The following is a 19,437-nucleotide window of genomic DNA, read 5'->3' on the forward strand; positions in this document are numbered from 1 at the left end:
ACGGAAGAGCAAGCTCTTCCGACCATCGCGAACGCATCGCGTTCGCTCAACGGGAAGGGCAGGCGATCACAGCTCTGGCGGAGAAAGGACGATTTACTCGAGCGCGTTCGCGAGCATCTCGATCGGTGTCGGCGGCTCCTCCTCGGCATCGGGGCGGTCCTCGAGTTGGCTCCGACAGGAGGCACCCGGCGCGACGACCCGGTCGCCCGCGCTCGAGTCGACCTGCTCGTAGAGCACGTCGGCGATCGCCTCGCTCATCGAGGCGTGTTCGGCTTCGTAGCCGAAACTGCCGGCCATCCCGCAGCAGCCGGAGTCGAGCGGGTCGACGGCGTAGCCCGCCCGCCGGAGGACGCCGACCGCGTGGTGGTCTTTCGCCGTCGCCTTCTGGTGACAGTGGCCGTGGTAGGTGAGGTGCTCGAGCGCGCCGCCGTCCGCGGTCGCCTCCTCCGCCGCAGAATCGTCGCCGCCCGGCTCGAGGTCGGACGGCGACAGGAACGAGATCGACTCGTCGAGCCGGAAGGTATCGACGTACTCGCAGACGCCGTAGGTTCGGTCGGCGAGCGCTCGAGCGTCCTCGCCGAGCAGGTCCAGGTAGTCCGACTGCAACATGACCGCGTCGGAGGGCTCGATGAGAACGATATCCCGCCCGTCCTCGAGATGCGACTCGAGCGCGTCGACGTTCTCCCGTGCCGTTTCCCGGGCCTTCTCGAGGAATCCCTTCGAGAACGCCGGCCGGCCCGTGTCGCCGACGCCGTTGGGGACTGTGACGTGGACGTCCGCCGCCTCGAGCACCCGAACCGCCGCCTTGCCGGCCTCGGGATGGTTGTAGTTGGTGTAGGTATCGGGATAGAGCACGACCTCGCGCTCGGCGTCGGCCTCCTCGACGGTCGCGCCGCCCCTGCGTTCGAACCAGTCCGAGAACGTGTCGCTGTGGAACGTCGGAAGCGGTCGATCCGCGGCGATGCCGACCGTCTTCTCGAGCAGCCAGCGCGAGCCCGGAACCTTGTGGGCGACGTTCGATAAGGGCGCGAAGCGACTGCCCCATCGCGAGAGGTTCGCGACGTTGGCGAACAGCCGGTCGCGAAGCGACGAGCCGTTTCGCTGGTGGTACTCGTGGGTGACTTCGGCTTTCAACTTCGCCATGTCGACCTCGCTCGGGCAGTCGATGGCACAGCCCTTACAGCCGATACACAGATCCATGACCTCCTCCGTGAACTCGTCGGAGAACTGCTCCCCTCGCGGCAGATCCCCGCTCATTGCCTGCCGAAGGGAGTTGGCCCGTCCGCGGGTGCTGGTGATCTCCTCGTGTGAGGCGCGGTAGGTCGGACACATCACCCCGCCGGTCGTCGACTGCTCGCCGCGACAGCCGCCACAGCCGTGACAGAGTTCGACCATCCCCTGCATGCCGTTGTCGTTGTCCCACTCGAGGGTCGGCTCGAACCCGGCGTCGTACTCGTAGTCGGGGTCGAACCGGAGGTTCTCGCGGAGGTCCGTCGGGTTCTCATCGCGGAAGACGACCTGGCCGGGGTTCAGGAGCCAATCGGGATCGAAGGCGGTCTTGAGATCCTGGAACGTCCCCCAGAGGTCCTCGCCGTAGAGTTTGCGGTTCCACTGGGTTCGGGCGCGACCATCCCCGTGCTCGCCGGAGACGGAGCCGCCGAGTTCGACCACGAGGTCCGTCACGTCGTCGGCGATACCCCGTAGCTGGTCGATCCCGATATCGGTCTTCGTATTGATCAGCGGCCGCACGTGGAGCACGCCCGGTCCGGCGTGGGCGTAGAAGGTCGCGTAGGTGTCGTGTGACTCGAGGATCGACTCGAACCGGTTGACGAACTCGGGCAACCGCGTGGGCGGTATCGCCGTATCTTCGATAAAGGAGATGTGTTTCTCGTCAGTCGTCCGCGAGAGCAAGATCGGAAGGCCCGACTTTCGGAGCTTCCAGAGCTTCGCTCGCTCAGCGTCCTCGTAGGCCTCGAGCGCGTCGATCGCGACCGGTTCCGTGTCGCGTGAGACCGCAGTATTCGAGTCGGAGTCGCCCGAATCCGAACCGCTCGAGTCACGGCTGTTCGGGTCCAGATCGCTCGAGTCGTCGGTGCTCGAGTCACCCTCCGAAACGCCGCCGTCGGGCGTCCCGGCGGGCGTGACCGACGGGCACCGGTCGGCAAGCAGTTCGGCGACCCGATCCCGACCCTCGGCGTCGTCCTCGGCGTAGAACTCGACGAGCAGCGTCGCGTTCGTTCCCTCAGGAAGCATCTCGGTCACGGGGGCGAACTCTGCGGTATCGCGAGCGAGATCGATCAACACGTCGTCGAGCACTTCGACGGCGGCGGGATCGTGCTCGAGAATCGGCGAAACGTCTGCCATCGCGTCGTGGAGTTCCGCATAACACAGCAGGGCGACCGACTTCGTTTCGGGAACCGGCTCGAGGGAGACGGTCGCCTCGGTCACGATCGCGAGCGTGCCCTCGCTGCCGGCGAGCACCCGCGCGAGGTTGACGAGACCCGCTTCGCCGGTGTCTTCTCCCCCGGGGAGAACCTCTCCCCGGGCTTCCGCGACCAGCCGATCGAGGTTGTACCCCGAGACGTTCCGCTTGAGGTCCGGGTACGCTTCCGAAATCTCGTCCGCGTCCTCCTCGAGAATGCGCCCGATTTCGGCGTAGATCCGCGCCTCGAGCGAGCCGTCGGGATCCCTGCGCTCGTCGATCTCCTCGAGAGTCACCTCACCGAACCGGGTGACGGTGCCGTCCGCGAGGACGACCTCGCAGGACTCGACGTAGGCGTCTGTCTTGCCGTACTGCAGGGAGTGGGCGCCCGTCGAGTTGTTCCCGATCGCGCCGCCGATCGCGCTCTTGTCGCCCCAGGCGGGGTCGGGGGCGAACTTCAGATCGTGGGGCTCGAGGGTCTCGTTGAGCGTCCCCAGGATGGTTCCCGGCTGGACCGTCGCGGTCCGCCCATCGAGGTCTGTCTCGACGATCTCGTTCATGTGCCGGGTAAAATCGAGGACGACCGCGCGATTGACGGTCTGTCCGGCGAGGCTCGTCCCGCCGCCGCGGGGAAGGACTGGAATCTCTCGTCTCGCGCAGTACTCGACGACGCGTGCGACGTCCGCCGTCGACTCGGGGAAGACGACGCCGACCGGCGTCACCTCGTAGGGGCTGGCGTCGGTGGCGTATAGCTGTCGCGAGTACGAATCGAACCGAACCGAACAGTCGACGAGGTTCTCGAGGTCCCGAACCAACCCCGGCCGATCGACATCGGCGCTCGCGTAGTCGTAATCAGCGCGCGCGTCGGCGGCCGGATCGTCGCTCTCAGCGCGCGCGTCAACGACCGAATCTTCACTCGGCTCCGTGGCCATACCACATTCTTGTGCGTCGCCAGCATAAAGCGTGGGGCATCCCTCGGATTTCGAACTACCGACACGTCGCTGGCCGGTACAGCGACCTCACACCGCGTCGACGGCCGATACCGAGCGATCGCCGATCAGTGTCTCCTCGAGAACGGTCCGAACGCGCTCGATATCGACGTGTTCGGTCTCGAGAGCGCCGACAGAGCCGGGATCGAACGGGACCTCGAGCGCCCCGTAGACCCCCTCGAGAACGCTCGCCAGTTCGTCGCGATTCGCGACGACGACGATTCCGGACGCGAGCGCCGCGTCCTGCGTTACCCGCTGAGCGAGACCGGCGACCTTCCGGCGGTCAGGAGCCTCACTCGAGCCGGTTCGATCACTCGGTGCCGAAACCGAAAGCGAATGGGTGCCCGGACAGAACGAGTCCGCGGGCTCGCCGCGGACGGCGCTCACCCCCAGTCGCTCGAGCGCTCGCTCGAGATCCGCGGTCAGGCGTTCGTAGCGCTCGTCGGTCCCCTGCCGAAAGTCCGCGACGGGCTCGGCGCGGGCGAAGGCGAGCGTCGTCTTCCCGTCGTAGGCGACCGCTCGACCGCCAACGCTACGCTCGACCGGGGAAAATCCGAACTCGCGCGCGACCGCCCGAGCGTCGTCGTACCCCTCGAGTCCGGCGTCTCGTCGGCCGAAGGCGACCTGTCTGTGGGGTCGCCAGACTCGGACCGCGGGCGTTCCGGTCGCTGCGATCTCGAGGAGCCGCTGGCTCGCCGCGCGATCGGCGTCGATGGTCTCGGAACGGCCGCGAAGGACACGGACGGACATTCGTCGTCTCGAGCCCGGCTACGTGCCGACGCGCCTAAACCTTCGTGGCACCCACCTGCGGACGACAGATGGTCGTCACACTCACCGAGTCGATGCTCGCCCGGTACGAGCGGTTCTCGCTGTACAACTCGCCGTATCCTGCCCACGACGGCGGCTGTGCGATCGACCTCTATCCTGGAACGCTCGAGGGCGGCCGGACGACCGACGCGCCGAATCCCGTCTCGGGAACGGTTCTCGAGACGAAAGCGGTCAGCGCGCCGTCGAAGCCCTACGCGCCCGAACACGACCATCTCATCGTCCTCGAGATCGACGACGAGAACGGGATCGAGGGGTCGAACGAGAGCGCCGGTTGGAATGGAATCGATACCGGGAGCCGAAGCAGTGGAGCCGACGATCCCGCCAGCGTCGGCAAATCCGACGAACTCCTCGCCAGAATCCTCCACGTCGAACCCGAGGTCGAAGTCGGCGACCGTGTCCACGCCGGCGAGTCGCTCGGCATGCTCGTTCGATCGGGATTCTTCGCGCCGTGGGTCGACAACCACCTCCACGTCGGGTTTCGCCGATCCGATCAGAACCCGGTCCGTGCGACGGGATCGCTCCCGCTCGAGCTCGGCGCGGATGTCGACATCACGCCCCTCGAGTGGGACGGCACCGGAACGGTCGTCGACGTCGGCGACACGTACGCGATCCTCGATAGCCCGACGCACCCGAATCCAGGGGCGTCCTTCGCGGGAATTCGCGCCGATGGCGGCGGCGTCCTCGACGGCGGACTCCCCCACTACGACGGCGGCGGGATTCTCGAACCCGGAGGCGGGGCGCTCGAGAACTCGAGCGCCGAAGCGGATTCGACCCGGCCGGACGGGTTGGTCACCGCCGGCGACGACGGCAACGACGGCGACGCCAGCGACGGTGGCGACTATGGCGACGCTAGGGGTGTCAACGATGTCGCTCGGCGGACTCACGGAATAGCGAGCGACATCTCGCTGAACGGGAACCGCCTGGGAACTGCGAACGGGCGGACGATCACGTGGGACGAACTCGTCGTCACCGTCGACGGTGAGGAGATAACCGGTCTCTCCCTGTTTTTCGCTCGAGACGCCGACTTCGGCGCCAAACTCGTCTGTCCGGATCGGTCGTTCGCGGTGGGTCAGCGGGTTCAGGTTCGCGTCGAGAGTTGAACCTAACGGCCCGGATCGTCACGCCCTGGATCGTCACGGCCCAGAGCGAACGCCTGCAACCCGATCAGCGCGCCGATCGAGGCGAGCAGGACGAGAATGGAATCGGTCACGGCACCGCTCATCACGACGAAGAAGACGCCACAGCCGACGGCCAGCCCGAACGCGCTCGTCGCGGGCGCGTCCGGTCGTCTGACTGCGAGCGCTCGCACGGCGAGGAGGACGCAGAACCCGACCGCGACGCCGGCGACGACGTCGACGAGGTAGTGCACGCCGAGTACGATCCGCGTGAGACAGACGATACCGACGACCGCCGCCGCACCAACCGCGCGCTGGCGTCGCGTGCCGACCGCGAGGACCGCCGCGAGTCCGACGTAGACGATCGTGGCGTTGACGGCGTGGCCGCTCGGAAATCCGTATCCGCCGGCCAGCGCCGTCGCCTCGTAGACCGGTCGAACGATCGAGGGGTACGCGCTCGGATCCGCGAGCGGTGCGTTCGGGCGCGGCAGGCCAAAGAACACCTTCAGCCCCCGGAACACGCCGACCCCGGCCAGCCACGCGCCCGCGACGGTCGCGATGGCCTCGCGTCTCGGCGCGTCGAACCAGTAGAGTGCGATGAAGAGGAGCGCCAAAAACCACATGTCGCCCAGTTGCGTGAGCGCGGCAGCGGGGAGCGCTGCCCACGCGGGGAGAAGCTCTTGGATCGACTCCAGCGCGCCGACGCCTCGAGACATCGGCAGTGACTACGACGGCCGAGGGGAAAAGATAGGGGAGTCGATAGCTTCGCCGGAGAGTCGCTCGAGTGGCCCGTCCGAGTTCGGACGGGAGAGAGCGCTGCCCGGGGAAATCACGAAAGCGCAGGGATCAAGACCGGCGCTCACCCACGAATTGCTATGAGCGACGAGATATCGGATTCGATTGGCATCCCCGCGGGCGCCGAGGACGCCGACCTCGAGGGGTTCTTGCAGGCGTACATCGACGAATCACAGGAGTTTCTCTCATGGCTGGGTACGTCGGTTGACGACGTCGGCGCGGGAACGATGACGCTCTCGATCCCCTACGACGAGAAGCTCACCAACGTCCGCCCCGACTCGGGGTCGGGTCGACGCCCTGATATGCACGGCGGGGTCGCCGCGACGCTCGTCGATACGACGGGCGGACTCGCCCTCCGGACGGAACTCGAGGACCCGTTCGACGCGAGCATCGCGACGATCAACCTCAACGTCAACTACCTCCGACCGGCGACGGGCGATCTGAGCGCGACCGCGAACGTGGTCCGGGTCGGCTCGAGCGTCGGGGTAAGCGAGATCACCGTCGAGAGCACGACCGAAGACGGCGAGACGAAAGCGGTCGCGACCGGACAGGGATCCTATCGCGTCTTCCGGGGCGTAACCGACCGATAGATGGTCCGATACCGGCTGGTTTGGCTGGCTACGAGCGTCGGCTCAGTCCTCGGATCGGAACGCCTCGAGCGACTGATCCGCTGCATCAGTCCGGTGACTCGTCGCGAGTCCCGCGAGATGGGGTACTTCGGGGACGATGAGTTTCTCGCAGGCGGTTCGACAGGCGTTCGTGCTCCCGGGGAGGGTGAAAACCGGCGTGTCGACCGCGATTCCCGCCGTGGCTCGAGAGGCCATCGCCCGCGTCCCGACCTCGTCCCAGGAGAGCGACCGGAACAGTTCGCCGAAGCCGGGTAACTCGCGTTCGAACAGCGAGGCGGTCGCCTCGGGGGAGACGTCGTCCGCGGTGACCCCCGTTCCGCCGGTCGTCACCACCACGTCGACGTCCCGTTTCGCGACCAGTCGTCGCACCGCGGTCCGGATCGCAGCGTAATCGTCCCGGACCAGAACGCGCTCGCGCACCTCGTGGCCGTCGGTCTCGAAACACTCGGCGACCGTATCGCCGCCGGGGTCCTCGATCGCCGACGGATCGTCGCCGTCGGCCGCGGTCGCTCGAGAGGACGATACCGTCACGATGGCAACGTGCAGCGGGTCGATGATATCGTGTCCGTGCTCGTCCGTCGTTCGGCGAGTCTCGTCTGTGGGCATGGAGATGTGTCGGTACTCGAGGGCGATAATAGCTCCCCCGTACTGAGACCGCTATCAGCAGGTCGTCCTATTCCTTGTCCCGCCGCCTCTCGGTCTCTGCTGGGCTCACATCGTCCGATTCGCCCAATCGAGCCCCCTCTTGTCCTTCGGAACTCGAGAACGGAAAATCGTCGGCTCGAGACGGGTGAACGTTGTAGCCACCGCCGGCGTAGGGGTCCGTCGACGGATCGTAGTCGAGTTCGCTCCGCTCGAAGAGGTACATGAAAAAGCCGAAGATCGGGATCAGCCCGACGAGAAACAGCCAGCGCCGGCGCTCGAGCGCGACCGTCCCGGTATCGTAGTAGACCACTCCCACGAGCCCGGCGTGAGCACACAGCGCCACGAAGACGAGCGCGATCAGCAGGAGACTGCTCATAGGGGGTGTTCGGGCTACACAGTTGTAAATCGCTCCGTGGCAGTATCGCGCTCGGGAGGCGACGATCAGCCCGTTAGTTCACGTCGAACTCGATCGCCGCTCCCTGCCGCGACCACCTTTTCTCTCGGCCGACTCGCTCGCGTCGCTCGCTCGCAGCCTCGGAAAATCTGGACCAAAAGGTGAACGAACGGGCCGTCAGTTCACGTCGAACTCGATCGCCGCTCCCTGTCCGAACCCGACACACAGCGTCGCAAGTCCGAGACCGCCGCCACGTTTCTGGAGTTCGTGAATCAGGGTGACCGGCAGGCGAGCACCCGAGGCACCGAGCGGGTGGCCGATCGCGATCGCGCCACCGTTGACGTTGAAGCTCTCGGGGTCGATCCCGAGTTCGTCTCGAGAGTAGAGACTCTGACTGGCGAAGGCCTCGTTGAGTTCGACCAGATCGTAGTCATCGATATCACGACCGTTTCGCTCGAGCAGGCCGCGCGTCGCCGGCACCGGGCCGATTCCCATGATGGTCGGGTCGACGCCGGCCACGTTGTTCATCCCGACTTCGGCGAGGATCTCGAGGTCGTGTTCCTCGGCGAAGGCCTCGCTCGTGACCAGTAGCGCGGACGCGCCGTCGGAGATCTGCGAGGCATTGCCGGGGGTGACGCTGCCGTCGGATTTGAACACCGTCGGCAGTTCGGCGAGTTTCTCGGCGGTCGTCCCCGGCCGGAGGCCCTCGTCTTCGGTGATCGTTCCGTCTTCCGTCTCGATCGGGACGATCTCGTCTTCGAAGCGACCTTCCTCGGTCGCCTCGACGGCCCGTTGCTGGCTCCGGGCCGCGTACTCGTCTTGGTCCGCCCGCGAGACGCCGAACTCCTCTGCGACCTTCTCCGCGGTCATCCCCATCTGGAGTTCGCCGACGTTGTACTCGGCGGCCATCCGCGGGTGGACCTCCGTCGTGCTCTCGCCCATCGGAACGCGGCTCATCGACTCGACACCGCCGGCGATGATCGCGTCGCGGTTGCCCGCCGCGATGGCGTCCGACGCGGAGATGACCGCCTGCATCGAGGAGGCACACCAGCGGTTGATCGTCGTCGCCGGAACGCCCTCACCCAGATCCGAGAGCAGGGCGATGATCCGCGCGAGGTTGTTGTCCTGCTCGCCGCGCTGCTGGGCACAGCCCCACATCAGGTCGTCGATATCCTCGCTCGAGAGGCCGCTCTCGGCCAGGATTTCGTCGATTAGCGGAATGGAGAGGTCCTCGCTTCGCAGGTCGGCGTACACGCCGTCTTCTTTCCCTTGCGGGGTGCGATACGCGGCCGCGATGACTGGCGTCTGTGACATAGCCTAGGTGACGGCCTTTATCATCTTAAAACACGCAGAACCACACCAAATGCAAGGGGAGTTTATCTCGCGGGTCGTCTCGAGACGCGGTCGATGAATCGATGCTGGAAGCGGGTCAACGGCGAGCGGCGGACGAGGCGACGCCCTCGAGAACAATCCTTATCTCCGGGCCTTGGGAATGAAGGGCTATGAACGAGGACGGTTCGCGAATGGGGTCCGAGGATATGGATTCCGACTCGAGCGAGACAGTTCCCACGGAGCAAAGCGGCGACTCGACGCCCGCCGGGACTGACGAGTCGACCCCCGACGACAACAGTGCTGAAACGGCAGGTGTCGAGGGTGAGGAGACCGCATCGGACGAACGCACTGGGCCGGACGGTCGCAGTGAGCCACGCGAACGCGACGCGTCAGCCGAGCAGTCGATGCCGGGCGTTCCGGACCCGGACGAGGGCGACGGGAGTGAGGTGCCGGCGGACGTCCAGAAGTACGCCCGGTTCCAGAAGATGGACGGCGCACAGTACGACCGGGTCAACGAGTTTCTGCGAGATCGAACGTACATCACGGCCCGCGAGTGGGCCATCGCCCGCCTCTGTTCGGACTTCCGGACCGAAACCGGCGTCGAGATGACCAAGATCGGTGAGAACCTCCCCGAACTCGTCCCCTTCATGACCGACACCTACACCCCGCAGGCGGTCAATCAGGCCCGGAGTTCCTTCGAGGACAAGATCCGAACCGCCGGCGCGACCTTCCTCTACGGCGCGATGTGTGACTTCTTCACCGCCGAAGAGCTCGACGACGTGATGTACGAGGCGACCGAAGTCGCGAAGTTCCTCCTCGAGGTCGAAGGCGTCGACCTCTCGGTCGAGGAGGAACTCGAGGCCGAAGAGCGGATCTCGACGGTGATGCGCGACGTTCGCGACGCCAGCAAGGAGTTGCGAGAAGACGAGGCGTAGGCGAATCCGCGGCTTCCGCTCGCGTCGATTGATCGGTTACTCCTCGAGTTCATCGACGGACTCGACGAACAGCGACGGATCGTCGTGGGAGAACACGACCCAACGGTCTTCGTCCGGCGCTTCTGATTCGTCCGCCTGCTGTGGTTCCGCTTCGGCTTCGGGTTCGTCCGCTGGGTCGAGGTAGATCGAGAGATTGCCCTCCGCGAGTGCGGTCTGGAGCACCGCGGATGCGTCCGGCAGATCGTAGTACAACGGGACCAGGACGGCGTGGTGACTCTCGTCGTCGCGTTCGACCGCGAGAACGAACATCGTCTGGCCGTCGGTCTGGTAGTAGACGTCGACCGCGCTGAAAGCGATGTCGTCCCGCTCGACGAGGTCCTCGAGGACGGCGTAGCGATTTTGCGCGACTGTCGCTCGGATACCGACGCGGTCGTCGGTTTCGATCGGCGTGACAGCGTCCGGTTCGACCAGCACCGTCTCCCAGCCTGCGTCCCGAAACTCTCGCTCGACGGCTGTCGCGTCTGCGAGCAACTCGAGCCACGGATCGGACTCGTCCGGCGTCGAACCCGATGAGGTTCCGTCAGTCATTGCAGCCGCCCCACTCGGAATCGCCGGTGATCCGCCTGCTCGGAGCCACTTCGGACCCGCTCCGCGAATAGTCGATCGAGACCAACCCGGTGGACTCGAGGCGATCGTTCATAGCTTGTCCCCAACGGTCTGTCACAAAAGCGTTGCCCCCTCGAGTCGATCGTACGGCCGTACGATGGGAACCGGTTCGGTCTGCAGTGAGAGGGTCTCGAACGGGCCCAATCGCCGCCGAACCGGCCCGTGACTGAGGGTATAAGACGCTCGGATCCGTACAACGACTATGGCATACAGCGTCCGGTCCCTGGACCTCGAGCCACGCCCGATAGCCGAACTCGTCGGCTTCGTCCTGCTGGTCAACGCCGTCGGAAGCGCGCCGGCGCTGATCACCTCGACGAACACGGCCTGGTTTCAGACCCTCGAGAAGCCGTGGTTCTACCCGCCGTCGATCGCGTTTTCGATCGTCTGGACGGCGCTGTTTACGCTTCTCGGAATCTCGCTGTGGCGCGTCTGGCGGGCCGACGGCCCCGGGCGAGGGCTCGCGATCGGGCTGTTCGCGGTGCAAATGGCGTTCAACGTCACCTGGACGCCGGCGTTTTTCGCGCTGCAACAGCCGCTGGTCGCACTCGGCGTGGTCGCAGTCCTGTTGGTACTGGTCGTCGCCACCATCGCCGCCGTTCGGCGGGTCGATCGCACGGCGGCCGCACTGCTCGTCCCGTATCTCGCGTGGGTCGCGTTCGCGACCGCCCTCACGTTCGAGATCTGGCGGTTGAACGCCTAATAGGCCCAGGATGCGTTCCCCTAATCCGTCTCGGATCAGAACTCGTTCGAATCGTGGTTTAGGGCGGATCGGTCTCGCACTCGTCTCGATCGGTGATCGTCGGTGGAGCGATTTCGTCGGCGATCCGTATCTCGACGCGGTCGCCATCTCGAACCGCGATCTGGACGTCTTCGAACGTCACCCTCGCAGTGCCCTGCCGAACGCTCGCGGTCGTATCGGCGAACAGGTGCTCGAGCGCCTCCGGGTCGACGTGGTCGTAGAGGGGGGTCACCTCGTCGTAGACGCGTTCGGGCAACTTTTCCAGCAGGCGAACGATCGCGTCAGTCGTGGTTTCGTCCGGCTGGATATCGGTGCGTAGCGTGATCGACTCGTCACTCCGGTGTGAATCCGTTTCCGATGAATCTGACATTGAGATCTCCTGATCAGACGCCGGCGATAGTCGACTTCGAGTAGCGTCTCTCGACCCTTAAATACAGCCGTTAATATGTTGAAACACTTTTCCGATGATAACTCAGAGAGTCACTCGAAACGGTCCAGCTGTTCGCCCCACATTATCGTCTGTGACAGCACCGATGTCAGTCCGCGACGCAACCGACCGGTGATCGCCGCTCCGGAGACGCCGAATTCGTCGTCGATTTCCTCGAGCGTCGCGTCCTTCGGGTGCTCGAAATACCCCGCCTCGAAGGCCGTGACGAGCGTTTCGTACTGCTTGTCGATGCGGTCGTACTGCATGCTCGTCGAAATCTCGAGTTCCGCCCGGAGCCGCTCGAGTTCGAGCGAGATATCGTATTCGTCGACGCGCGCTTGGAACGCCTCGGTGCGCTCTTGTTCGCGGAATCTGATCTCGAACGTCCAACCCCTCGTCGGTACCGATTCCCTCGAGGAGCGTCGCACGCGACTCGAGGAGGGCGTCCGCGAGTCCGGGAACCGAGTCGGACCACGTCACCTTGTACAATCGGCCGTCGTCGAACCGATCCATCTCGGCACCGTCTCGATGGCCCGGTCCGGCCAAATCTGTGATTCGATCGTGTCGTCACTCCGGTGCGTATATCTCGTCGACTCGGTCGTCGAACCGATTCAGGATGATGCGGCGTTTCTTCTTCATCGTCGGCGTGAGCATGTCGTTTTCCTCGGTGAACTCCTTGGGGACCAGTCGGAACTGCTTGATCGTCTCGTGTTTCTCGAAGTTCTCGTTGACGCGGTCGACTTCCTCCCGTACGTACGCTTGCTTGGTTGAGCATGATTCCCCAATTGTTCGAGAATCCGCCAAGGAACCCGAGATAAAAGAGCGCAACTGAACCGAAGATAATCCCACGAGCTGAGTTTACAAAATTAATTAGGACGTAGGGCATAATATTCGGGAGGACATCATCTACAATTATTTTTGGGGAGGATGCACCCATAATTCGGGAGACCTCGACGTAGGAACGGTCTCGAATCGAGAGTACCTGGGATCTGATCGATCGCGCGAGACCGGCCCACGAGTTGATCACGAGGAAAATGCCGATCAGGTATGGGTTCTCCGGTTCGAAGATGGCAACGAGGAGGATAACCAGGGGCAATCCGGGAATTGTTATAGCGATGTCCGTGAGAGTGGTAAGGACGCTATCGATAATTCCTCCCTTGTAGCCCGAAATAGTCCCGACAACCATCGCTATGATCGTCGAGAACACTGCTCCGGCCAGAATCATCTTCAGCATCGGCGGCGTCGAGTGGACGAGCTCTGATAGGAGGCTTCTACCGAGGTGGTTCGTTCCGAGTGGATACGCCATACTTTCGAAGGGTCCAACATATTGCGGTCCCTGTCCCTGTGTTGGAGGGGGAACGAGGTAGAGACCGACCGTTCCCATCAGGACGTAGAACAGGATGATGAGGGAGCCGGTCTTCGTTCGCCAGTCGTTCCAGACGACCCGTAGGGGGGCGAGCACGGCCACATCGAGCCATTCCTTGTATAGTTCCGAACGGGTTGTTGATTTGTCTTTCGTACTTTCGTGATCGTCGGTCGCGTCGAACGTTGAATTAGTTTCAGCCATCGAATGTCACCTCTTAGTACGCCTCCTTGCCCTCGCCTTCGCTGACTCGCGGATCGATCATCCCATAGGTAAGATCCGCGATCAGGATGCAAATTAGAACGGTGACGGTAATGACGAGGAATATCCCCATCATAAGTGGGTAATCGCGGGCACTGACTGCTTGCAGGAGGTAGGTTCCGAGACCGGGGTAGGCGAAGATCTCTTCGAGGATGACCGATCCACCGAACATGAATCCGACGGAGATCATCAGGTTCGTGTACATGGGCAACAGCGCATTCCGACCGACATACCGGACCGCGATTCGACGTCCGGGAATGCCTCGGAGGTGTGCCACTCGAATGTAGTCCTCCCCGATCTCCTGGATCGAGTTCCCACGCATCGTGATGGCGGTCCCGCCGAATCCGGTGATGACGAGGGACGCGACCGGAAGCGTCGCGTGGTAGAACACGTCGGAGATAAAGACGGGTGACAGTCCCGGCTCTAACCCGACAGTGTAGTTCCCCGACTGCGGAAAGATACTTAACTGGATCGAGAGGACGTACACCAGAAAGATCGCCGCGATATAGTAGGGAACCGAGTTCAGAAACATCGAAAGGACTGTCGACCCGGTGTCAAACTGGGTTCCCTCCCGGTACGCCATGACCGCGCCGAGCACGACGCCGATCAGGAACGTGAGCAGGATCGAAAGCGTGAGCAGGAAGATCGTCCACGGGGCGGCCTGAACAATGAGGCTGCTGACGCTCCTGCCGAGCTCTATCGACTCTCCCATGTCTCCCTGCAGAACGTTCGTGAGATATTTGTAGTACTGGACGTGCAACGGGGCCGAGGGGTCGATATTCGTATACGTCTCGGTGAGCTCGTTGATCCGAGACATATCCACGCTCGTTGACCCTCGGCTCTGGATGACTTGCGCCCTAATGTGGTCCGCCGGTCCGCCCGGCATCGCACGTGTCAGCCCAAATGTCACAGTAATTACTGCGATGAACGTGACGAACGCTTGCCCAAGCCGCTTGAGTATGTACATTATTTTGATTGTTCGTGGTGTGTGTTAGCTTATAATGGTTCTCCTTTCGTTGACTCTCTGGATCTACTGGTACCTAATTACTCCTTGGCCTGTAGTTCGCCGGTTCGTGGGAACCACCAGAGTGGCCACTTCGACTGGTACTTCGGCGAGTTGGGCTCCGGAACCTCCCAGTCGTCAGTGTAGAACCAGACCGGGTCGTTGATCTCCTGTATCTGAAGCATGGGGACCGTTTGGTTCGTAATCCACGCAATCTGGTCAGTAAGAGCGGTTGCTTCCTCCTCATCTTGTGCGACGAGTAAGTCTTCCATTAGTCCGCGCGGATCGACCGACTCGAGATCGCCGTCGGGTTCTCCCATTGGTGGAGCCTCGAGGTTCTCGGGATCCAGATTCATGAACTCCGTATCGATGTTGTAGTACATGTCGAAGACGTAGTATGGACTGGACCGTTGGAGCGTCCATCCCGTCGACGCCACCTTGAAGTTTCCGGCGGTGTAGTGGTCGGCCCAATACGTCGACGCCTCGATCCGCTGCATTTCTGCAGCGATCCCCTCGGTCTTGAGGTTATCGCGGATCGTTTGGTACACCGGATGCCAATCAGTGGTCCCTGCAGGGACCTTGATAGACATTTCGAACCGGTCGCCGTTCGGCCGGAACCAGTCGCCATCGTCCTTCTGGTACCCTTCGTTGCGGAGCAGTCGACGGCCGCGTTCCGGGTCCTCGTACCGGTACAGCTGATCGGCCATTTCGTCGGAGACTTTGTTTTCCCAGCGGCTCGTCTGTTCGTTCTGGCCATTAATGTTTCCGACGAGTCCGCTCGGTGCTTCGACCGGTTGCCCGAGCCGACCGTAGTTGCCCGCACAGGCTTCCCTGTCGATGAACTCGCTGATGGCCTGTCGAACTCGTATATTACTGAAGTCCTCGTCTTCGTGATTGAACGGGAGAGAGTGCCCCCACAGCGCGGGAAGTTGCGCATTCAAGAGGTCATCGGGAGCCTGTTCGAAGACCGTTTCCGGTGCTGTGTAATTTCGGATTCCGTCGACTTTGCCGCCGAGGAGCACGCTTGAGGTATTAGTCGAGACCTTGCGGATCTCCCAGGTCTCCCAGTTGATGTTGTCCGCATCCGGATGGTGTTCGTACAGACTCATCCGGAGGTGGCGGTTGTCCCGCTCCTCGAACTGGAAGGGGCCGTTGCCCTTCACCTTCGACTCGTCGAACGAGTCGTTACGGAGGTCGTTCCGAATGTCGCTGATCTCGTCGTCGGTCGTTGCGTCCTCCCATCGTTCAACGTAGTCCTTGTACAGCCGGAACGGCGTCTCGAGCCAGTAGTAATTCAATCCATCCTGAAATAGCTGTTTGTTGACTGTTCCGTCAAGGGTGAGTTCGACAGACTTGTCCCCAGCTCGCTGGATGTCCGTCCAGAGCGTCGATATCGTATCGCCGATGATGGCGTCGGTGACGAGTTTCGTGTAGAGGTCGTCGGCGTTGACCGGATCACCCGGATCGCCGTTGTGCCACGTGAGACCGTCACGAACCTTCAGTACCGCGGTATCGCCTTCGAATTCCTCGATAGAAACAGCATAGGACTCGAACTCCTCCTCGTTGATGTAGTATCGTTGGAGCTGGTCGCTCTGCAACTCGTGTGAGAACGGATTCTGCAGGTTGAGGTGATTGAACTGCCAGTTTTTCGGATTTACTGTCGTTGGTTGAATGAACGTATCTGAATCAGACGAACCCCCTGTGCAACCAGCCAGTGCGACCGCTCCCCCCATCGCTGCACCGCGGAGGAGGTGTCTGCGCGATATGGATCCCCGATTCGACGTCCGTAGTTGTCCCTTGCCATGTGATGGCATACTCATCTATTGTTACTAGGTAATAAAAAACATTATGGATCGGTTGTCCCTTCCGTATATTGACTTTTCAGGCCTATTGAACCAGTGAATGTTTCCTTTTAGCTGAAAAAAGTGACCGTGGTGCCGATTCCATCAAGTGTCTGTCAGAGCGGGTAACTGAGCGACCGTATCGACGGAACTGTCCGTAGAACATCTATTTGCGCAGTTTCACCGCTACTACCACGAATAGAACGATCGCTGCAGACGAGTTCCAGTGATTCCCCTATCTAACGCGTATTCTGTCCTCGAGAACGTAGCTCGTTGAAACTTGCAAACCAGCGACCGTCCCACCGATTTCGAACGACCGCTGAGGATCACCAACTTCGAACAGTCCCTCGAAATCATTCTCGAGTGGTCCGTCGGTGATCGACTGTCGGTTCACCGGCGATAGTCTCATTCAACGGCGATACTCGCAGAATTGCCCACTGGTGGATCGTTCCGGCTTGCCCGGTTCCACATTTGTCCCCTCCATCCCGGGTCCGGTAGATCGAGTCTGCGTGTCGTCTCCATTTTGGTCTCACGGTCGCGTGAATTCCGACAGGGATAGCTACATAGGCCCGTAACGTTCCGAGACAGTGCCTTTTTGTTCGCATTTTGAACATGCAAGGGCAGAAATGGACGAACTCGGAAATCAACACTGTCGCACTCCCCGATCGCTGCCGTCGGCAGCACCGGCTAGTGTCGTTCGTGGGTGTGCAGTACTATACGCCCGTGCGGAGTGCATCAAACCGGATAAACACCGCTTGATGCAGTCTAAGGACGGCACCGGGCTGGTGTGTTCGTGTTCGTCTTCGAGCAACAATCTATTTGAACGAAGCGAGACGACGGTAACCGAGAAAGTGTCTCGTATTGATCACCACCTCGAGGAGTATCGTGATGCAGTCGAATGGCCGCTGGTTCGTCTCTTCGCTCGGTTCGGCGCGGGCCGCCGTGGTTGGTTCGTGTTCGGCCTCTTCGCCGGACTGTTCGAACGCGTGGCGTCGCTGATTCCGCCGTTCGTTCTCGGTGTCGCCATCGACGCCGTGTTCAATCAAACGACGGCGTACGAACTCCCGCTCGTCCCAACTGCAATGATTCCAGCGACGACCGAGGGCCAACTCTGGTTTTCCTTCGGCGTCATACTGGTCTGTTACCTACTAACCGCGTTGCTTGCAACAGTTCGAATGCTTTCGGTCGACTACTACTCTCATCACCTGATGCACGTCGTCCGGACGTCGACGTACGACAAACTACAACGGTTGGATGTTCGCTTTTTCGACGCCCACGAAAAGGGCGAACTGATGAGTATTCTCAACAACGACATCTCTAATTTCGAGCAGTTTTTCGACGACGCGCTCACCATGACGGTTCGAATCGTGACCGTCCTCGTCGGTATTACGGCCCTGTTGGTCCACCTGAACTGGCAACTGGCCGTCGTAACCCTCGGTGCTGTCCCGTTGCTTACCGTCTTCACGCTGTGGTTCATGCGACGGATCGAACCCGTCTTCGATCGGATTCGCTCGAGCGTCGGCGGGATGAACACCCGCCTCGAGAACAACCTCGGCGGGATCAACCTCATCAAGGCGATGACCACCGAATCGTACGAGTCCGAGCGCGTCGCCGATGCCTCGTATCGGTACTTCCATACGAACTGGCAGCGAATCAAGCTCAACACGGTCTACCACCCGGGTAGCAGCCTCATCACGAACGCGTCGTTCGCGGCGACGTTTATCATCGGCGGCTACTGGGTCGTCGTCGGTCCGCCGCCGCTTTTCAGCGGAACGCTCACCGTCGGATCACTGGTGACGTTCTTGTTCATGAGCCAGCGGTTTACCGGCCCGCTCAAACAGATCGCACGGATCGTCGAGCAGTACGAAAACGCGCTCGCCTCGAGCAAGCGCGTCGTCGGACTCATGGACATGCCCGTCGCGATCGAGGACGAACAACGAGCGACGGATCTGTCGACCATCGATGGTCAAATCGCGTACGATACCGTGAGTTTCGCGTACGACCCCGACGAGGAGTACGTCCTCGAGGACGTCTCGTTTTCCGTCGAACCAGGCGAGACTGTCGCGTTCGTGGGCCCGACGGGGGCCGGCAAGTCGACGGTCGTTCGGTTGCTCATGCGAATGTACGAGGCCGACGCTGGCGCGGTTCGAATCGACGGCCACGACGTGCGAAACGTGACGCTCTCGAGTCTCCGCGACGGTATCGGTTACGTCAGCCAGGAGGACTACCTCTTCGGCGGCACGGTCCGAGAGAATATTGCCTACGGTAGCTTCGACGCGACTGATAGGGAAATCGTCTCCGCCGCCAAAGCCGCGCAGGCCCACTCCTTTATCGATGCGCTTCCCGCCGGCTACGACACCGAAGTCGGCGAGGAAGGAGTCAAACTCTCCGGCGGTCAGCGTCAGCGAATCGCGCTCGCACGCGTTATTCTGTCCGACCCTGACATTCTGGTGCTAGACGAGGCGACCAGCGATGTCGACACCGAGACCGAGATGCTCATCCAGCGCTCGATCGAGGAAATCACCGTCGACAGAACAACTGTCGTCATCGCCCATCGACTCTCGACGGTGCGGGACGCAGACACCATATTCGTCCTCGACGACGGCCGGATCGTCGAACGTGGAAGTCACGAAACACTGCTCGAGAGAGACGGTCTCTACGCGAACCTCTGGCGGGTACAGGCGGGCGAGATCGACGAACTGCCGGAGGCGTTCGTCGAGCGAATTACGCGAAACGAGTAGGGCGTCGCCCCACCCTCGAGTCGTTGCGACACGTTCCTCCCCCTGGTGTTTTAGCTGAGGGAACATGGTGTTCCATATCGGAACAACTTTCTTCATTACCGAATTATATGTGGTGTGAATTTACATGGCATATTTTCGAATCGTCGCCCGGAACGCGTCTCACTCGGCACTCAACTGGTGTCTGGGGGAACTACTCGGTCGGTGGCCAAAATTCTTTACAACCATACTACTGTATATGGGGTCCTTCCGGGAAACAAATCATACGTTCTAAACGGCTGCAAATCGACTAACGTTTCTTTTCAAATCGATTCA

16 protein-coding genes and 2 pseudogenes are annotated in these 19,437 nt (G+C 62.0%); 5 read left to right on the forward strand and 13 right to left on the reverse strand.

Annotated elements, in window-relative coordinates; all coding sequences use genetic code 11:
* Positions 1–93 precede the first annotated feature (93 nt).
* Positions 94–3,354: an FAD-binding and (Fe-S)-binding domain-containing protein gene (locus EL22_RS05265; protein WP_050050464.1), complete on the reverse strand. Its 3,261-nt coding sequence runs from the start codon at positions 3,352–3,354 to the stop codon at positions 94–96.
* An 87-nt stretch (positions 3,355–3,441) separates the two neighbouring features.
* Positions 3,442–4,161: a lipoate--protein ligase family protein gene (locus EL22_RS05270; protein WP_050050465.1), complete on the reverse strand. Its 720-nt coding sequence runs from the start codon at positions 4,159–4,161 to the stop codon at positions 3,442–3,444.
* A gap of 68 nt (positions 4,162–4,229) precedes the next feature.
* Between EL22_RS05270 and EL22_RS05275 the strand changes: the two genes are divergently transcribed.
* On the forward strand, positions 4,230–5,339 hold the full coding sequence (locus tag EL22_RS05275) for a hypothetical protein (RefSeq protein WP_050050466.1): 1,110 nt from the start codon (positions 4,230–4,232) through the stop codon (positions 5,337–5,339).
* 2 nt (positions 5,340–5,341) lie between these two features.
* Here the strand turns inward: EL22_RS05275 and EL22_RS05280 are convergent, their stop codons facing one another.
* Entirely contained in the window at positions 5,342–6,070 is a 729-nt protein-coding gene (locus EL22_RS05280; protein WP_050050467.1) for a phosphatase PAP2 family protein, read from the reverse strand.
* 159 nt (positions 6,071–6,229) lie between these two features.
* Between EL22_RS05280 and EL22_RS05285 the strand changes: the two genes are divergently transcribed.
* Positions 6,230–6,739, forward strand: a complete 510-nt coding sequence (locus EL22_RS05285) for a PaaI family thioesterase (protein WP_050050468.1) — start codon at positions 6,230–6,232, stop codon at positions 6,737–6,739.
* A 42-nt stretch (positions 6,740–6,781) separates the two neighbouring features.
* Here the strand turns inward: EL22_RS05285 and EL22_RS05290 are convergent, their stop codons facing one another.
* The 3 genes from EL22_RS05290 to EL22_RS05300 all read right to left on the reverse strand — a co-directional run bounded on the left by EL22_RS05290 (position 6,782) and on the right by EL22_RS05300 (position 9,131).
* Entirely contained in the window at positions 6,782–7,384 is a 603-nt protein-coding gene (locus EL22_RS05290; protein WP_050050469.1) for a molybdenum cofactor biosynthesis protein B, read from the reverse strand.
* A gap of 67 nt (positions 7,385–7,451) precedes the next feature.
* Positions 7,452–7,799, reverse strand: a complete 348-nt coding sequence (locus EL22_RS05295; RefSeq protein WP_050050470.1) for a hypothetical protein — start codon at positions 7,797–7,799, stop codon at positions 7,452–7,454.
* A gap of 195 nt (positions 7,800–7,994) precedes the next feature.
* On the reverse strand, positions 7,995–9,131 hold the full coding sequence (locus EL22_RS05300; RefSeq protein ID WP_050050471.1) for a thiolase family protein: 1,137 nt from the start codon (positions 9,129–9,131) through the stop codon (positions 7,995–7,997).
* Positions 9,132–9,319: 188 nt separating this feature from the next.
* Here EL22_RS05300 and EL22_RS05305 point away from each other — a divergent pair, with 188 nt between their 5' ends.
* A complete protein-coding gene (locus tag EL22_RS05305; RefSeq protein ID WP_050050472.1) occupies positions 9,320–10,084 on the forward strand; it encodes a DUF5806 family protein in 765 nt (254 codons plus the stop codon).
* Between the two features lie 36 nt (positions 10,085–10,120).
* On the opposite strand, the gene EL22_RS05310 is transcribed toward EL22_RS05305, so the two are convergent.
* Positions 10,121–10,672 (reverse strand): hypothetical protein, encoded by a 552-nt coding sequence (locus tag EL22_RS05310; RefSeq protein ID WP_050050473.1) that lies wholly within the window; start codon positions 10,670–10,672, stop codon positions 10,121–10,123.
* 280 nt (positions 10,673–10,952) lie between these two features.
* Between EL22_RS05310 and EL22_RS05315 the strand changes: the two genes are divergently transcribed.
* Complete coding sequence (locus tag EL22_RS05315) at positions 10,953–11,450, forward strand: TspO/MBR family protein (RefSeq protein ID WP_050050474.1); 498 nt, start codon at positions 10,953–10,955, stop codon at positions 11,448–11,450.
* Positions 11,451–11,508: 58 nt separating this feature from the next.
* Here EL22_RS05315 and EL22_RS05320 read toward each other — a convergent pair whose 3' ends face one another.
* From EL22_RS05320 to EL22_RS05340, 6 genes and pseudogenes are all read right to left on the reverse strand, one after another.
* On the reverse strand, positions 11,509–11,859 hold the full coding sequence (locus EL22_RS05320) for a HalOD1 output domain-containing protein (RefSeq protein ID WP_050050475.1): 351 nt from the start codon (positions 11,857–11,859) through the stop codon (positions 11,509–11,511).
* A 110-nt stretch (positions 11,860–11,969) separates the two neighbouring features.
* Positions 11,970–12,344, reverse strand: a complete 375-nt coding sequence (locus tag EL22_RS05325) for a helix-turn-helix domain-containing protein (RefSeq protein WP_050050476.1) — start codon at positions 12,342–12,344, stop codon at positions 11,970–11,972.
* A 139-nt stretch (positions 12,345–12,483) separates the two neighbouring features.
* A pseudogene (locus EL22_RS05330) lies at positions 12,484–12,672 on the reverse strand (hypothetical protein); the annotation flags it as partial.
* 106 nt (positions 12,673–12,778) lie between these two features.
* Positions 12,779–13,483: pseudogene (locus EL22_RS19130) on the reverse strand (ABC transporter permease); the annotation flags it as partial.
* Between the two features lie 13 nt (positions 13,484–13,496).
* Entirely contained in the window at positions 13,497–14,507 is a 1,011-nt protein-coding gene (locus EL22_RS05335; protein ID WP_050050478.1) for an ABC transporter permease, read from the reverse strand.
* Positions 14,508–14,584: 77 nt separating this feature from the next.
* On the reverse strand, positions 14,585–16,357 hold the full coding sequence (locus tag EL22_RS05340; RefSeq protein ID WP_231587880.1) for an ABC transporter substrate-binding protein: 1,773 nt from the start codon (positions 16,355–16,357) through the stop codon (positions 14,585–14,587).
* 785 nt (positions 16,358–17,142) lie between these two features.
* On the opposite strand from EL22_RS05340, the gene EL22_RS05345 reads away from it, so the two are divergent.
* A complete protein-coding gene (locus EL22_RS05345) occupies positions 17,143–19,125 on the forward strand; it encodes an ABC transporter ATP-binding protein (RefSeq protein WP_082146673.1) in 1,983 nt (660 codons plus the stop codon).
* Positions 19,126–19,437: the final 312 nt, after the last annotated feature.

It is taken from the genome of Halostagnicola sp. A56, assembly GCF_000691505.1.
Classification (GTDB): domain Archaea; phylum Halobacteriota; class Halobacteria; order Halobacteriales; family Natrialbaceae; genus Halostagnicola.

Excerpts from the sequence above, each read along its gene's own strand:
- EL22_RS05265 (WP_050050464.1), bottom strand. The coding sequence starts at position 3,354 with ATGGCCACGGAGCCGAGTGAAGATTCGGTCGTTGACGCGCGCGCTGAG.
- EL22_RS05270 (WP_050050465.1), bottom strand. The coding sequence starts at position 4,161 with ATGTCCGTCCGTGTCCTTCGCGGCCGTTCCGAGACCATCGACGCCGAT.
- EL22_RS05275 (WP_050050466.1), top strand. The coding sequence starts at position 4,230 with ATGGTCGTCACACTCACCGAGTCGATGCTCGCCCGGTACGAGCGGTTC.
- EL22_RS05280 (WP_050050467.1), bottom strand. The coding sequence starts at position 6,070 with ATGTCTCGAGGCGTCGGCGCGCTGGAGTCGATCCAAGAGCTTCTCCCC.
- EL22_RS05285 (WP_050050468.1), top strand. The coding sequence starts at position 6,230 with ATGAGCGACGAGATATCGGATTCGATTGGCATCCCCGCGGGCGCCGAG.
- EL22_RS05290 (WP_050050469.1), bottom strand. The coding sequence starts at position 7,384 with ATGCCCACAGACGAGACTCGCCGAACGACGGACGAGCACGGACACGAT.
- EL22_RS05295 (WP_050050470.1), bottom strand. The coding sequence starts at position 7,799 with ATGAGCAGTCTCCTGCTGATCGCGCTCGTCTTCGTGGCGCTGTGTGCT.
- EL22_RS05300 (WP_050050471.1), bottom strand. The coding sequence starts at position 9,131 with ATGTCACAGACGCCAGTCATCGCGGCCGCGTATCGCACCCCGCAAGGG.
- EL22_RS05305 (WP_050050472.1), top strand. The coding sequence starts at position 9,320 with ATGAACGAGGACGGTTCGCGAATGGGGTCCGAGGATATGGATTCCGAC.
- EL22_RS05310 (WP_050050473.1), bottom strand. The coding sequence starts at position 10,672 with ATGACTGACGGAACCTCATCGGGTTCGACGCCGGACGAGTCCGATCCG.
- EL22_RS05315 (WP_050050474.1), top strand. The coding sequence starts at position 10,953 with ATGGCATACAGCGTCCGGTCCCTGGACCTCGAGCCACGCCCGATAGCC.
- EL22_RS05320 (WP_050050475.1), bottom strand. The coding sequence starts at position 11,859 with ATGTCAGATTCATCGGAAACGGATTCACACCGGAGTGACGAGTCGATC.
- EL22_RS05335 (WP_050050478.1), bottom strand. The coding sequence starts at position 14,507 with ATGTACATACTCAAGCGGCTTGGGCAAGCGTTCGTCACGTTCATCGCA.
- EL22_RS05340 (WP_231587880.1), bottom strand. The coding sequence starts at position 16,357 with ATGCCATCACATGGCAAGGGACAACTACGGACGTCGAATCGGGGATCC.
- EL22_RS05345 (WP_082146673.1), top strand. The coding sequence starts at position 17,143 with ATGCAGTCTAAGGACGGCACCGGGCTGGTGTGTTCGTGTTCGTCTTCG.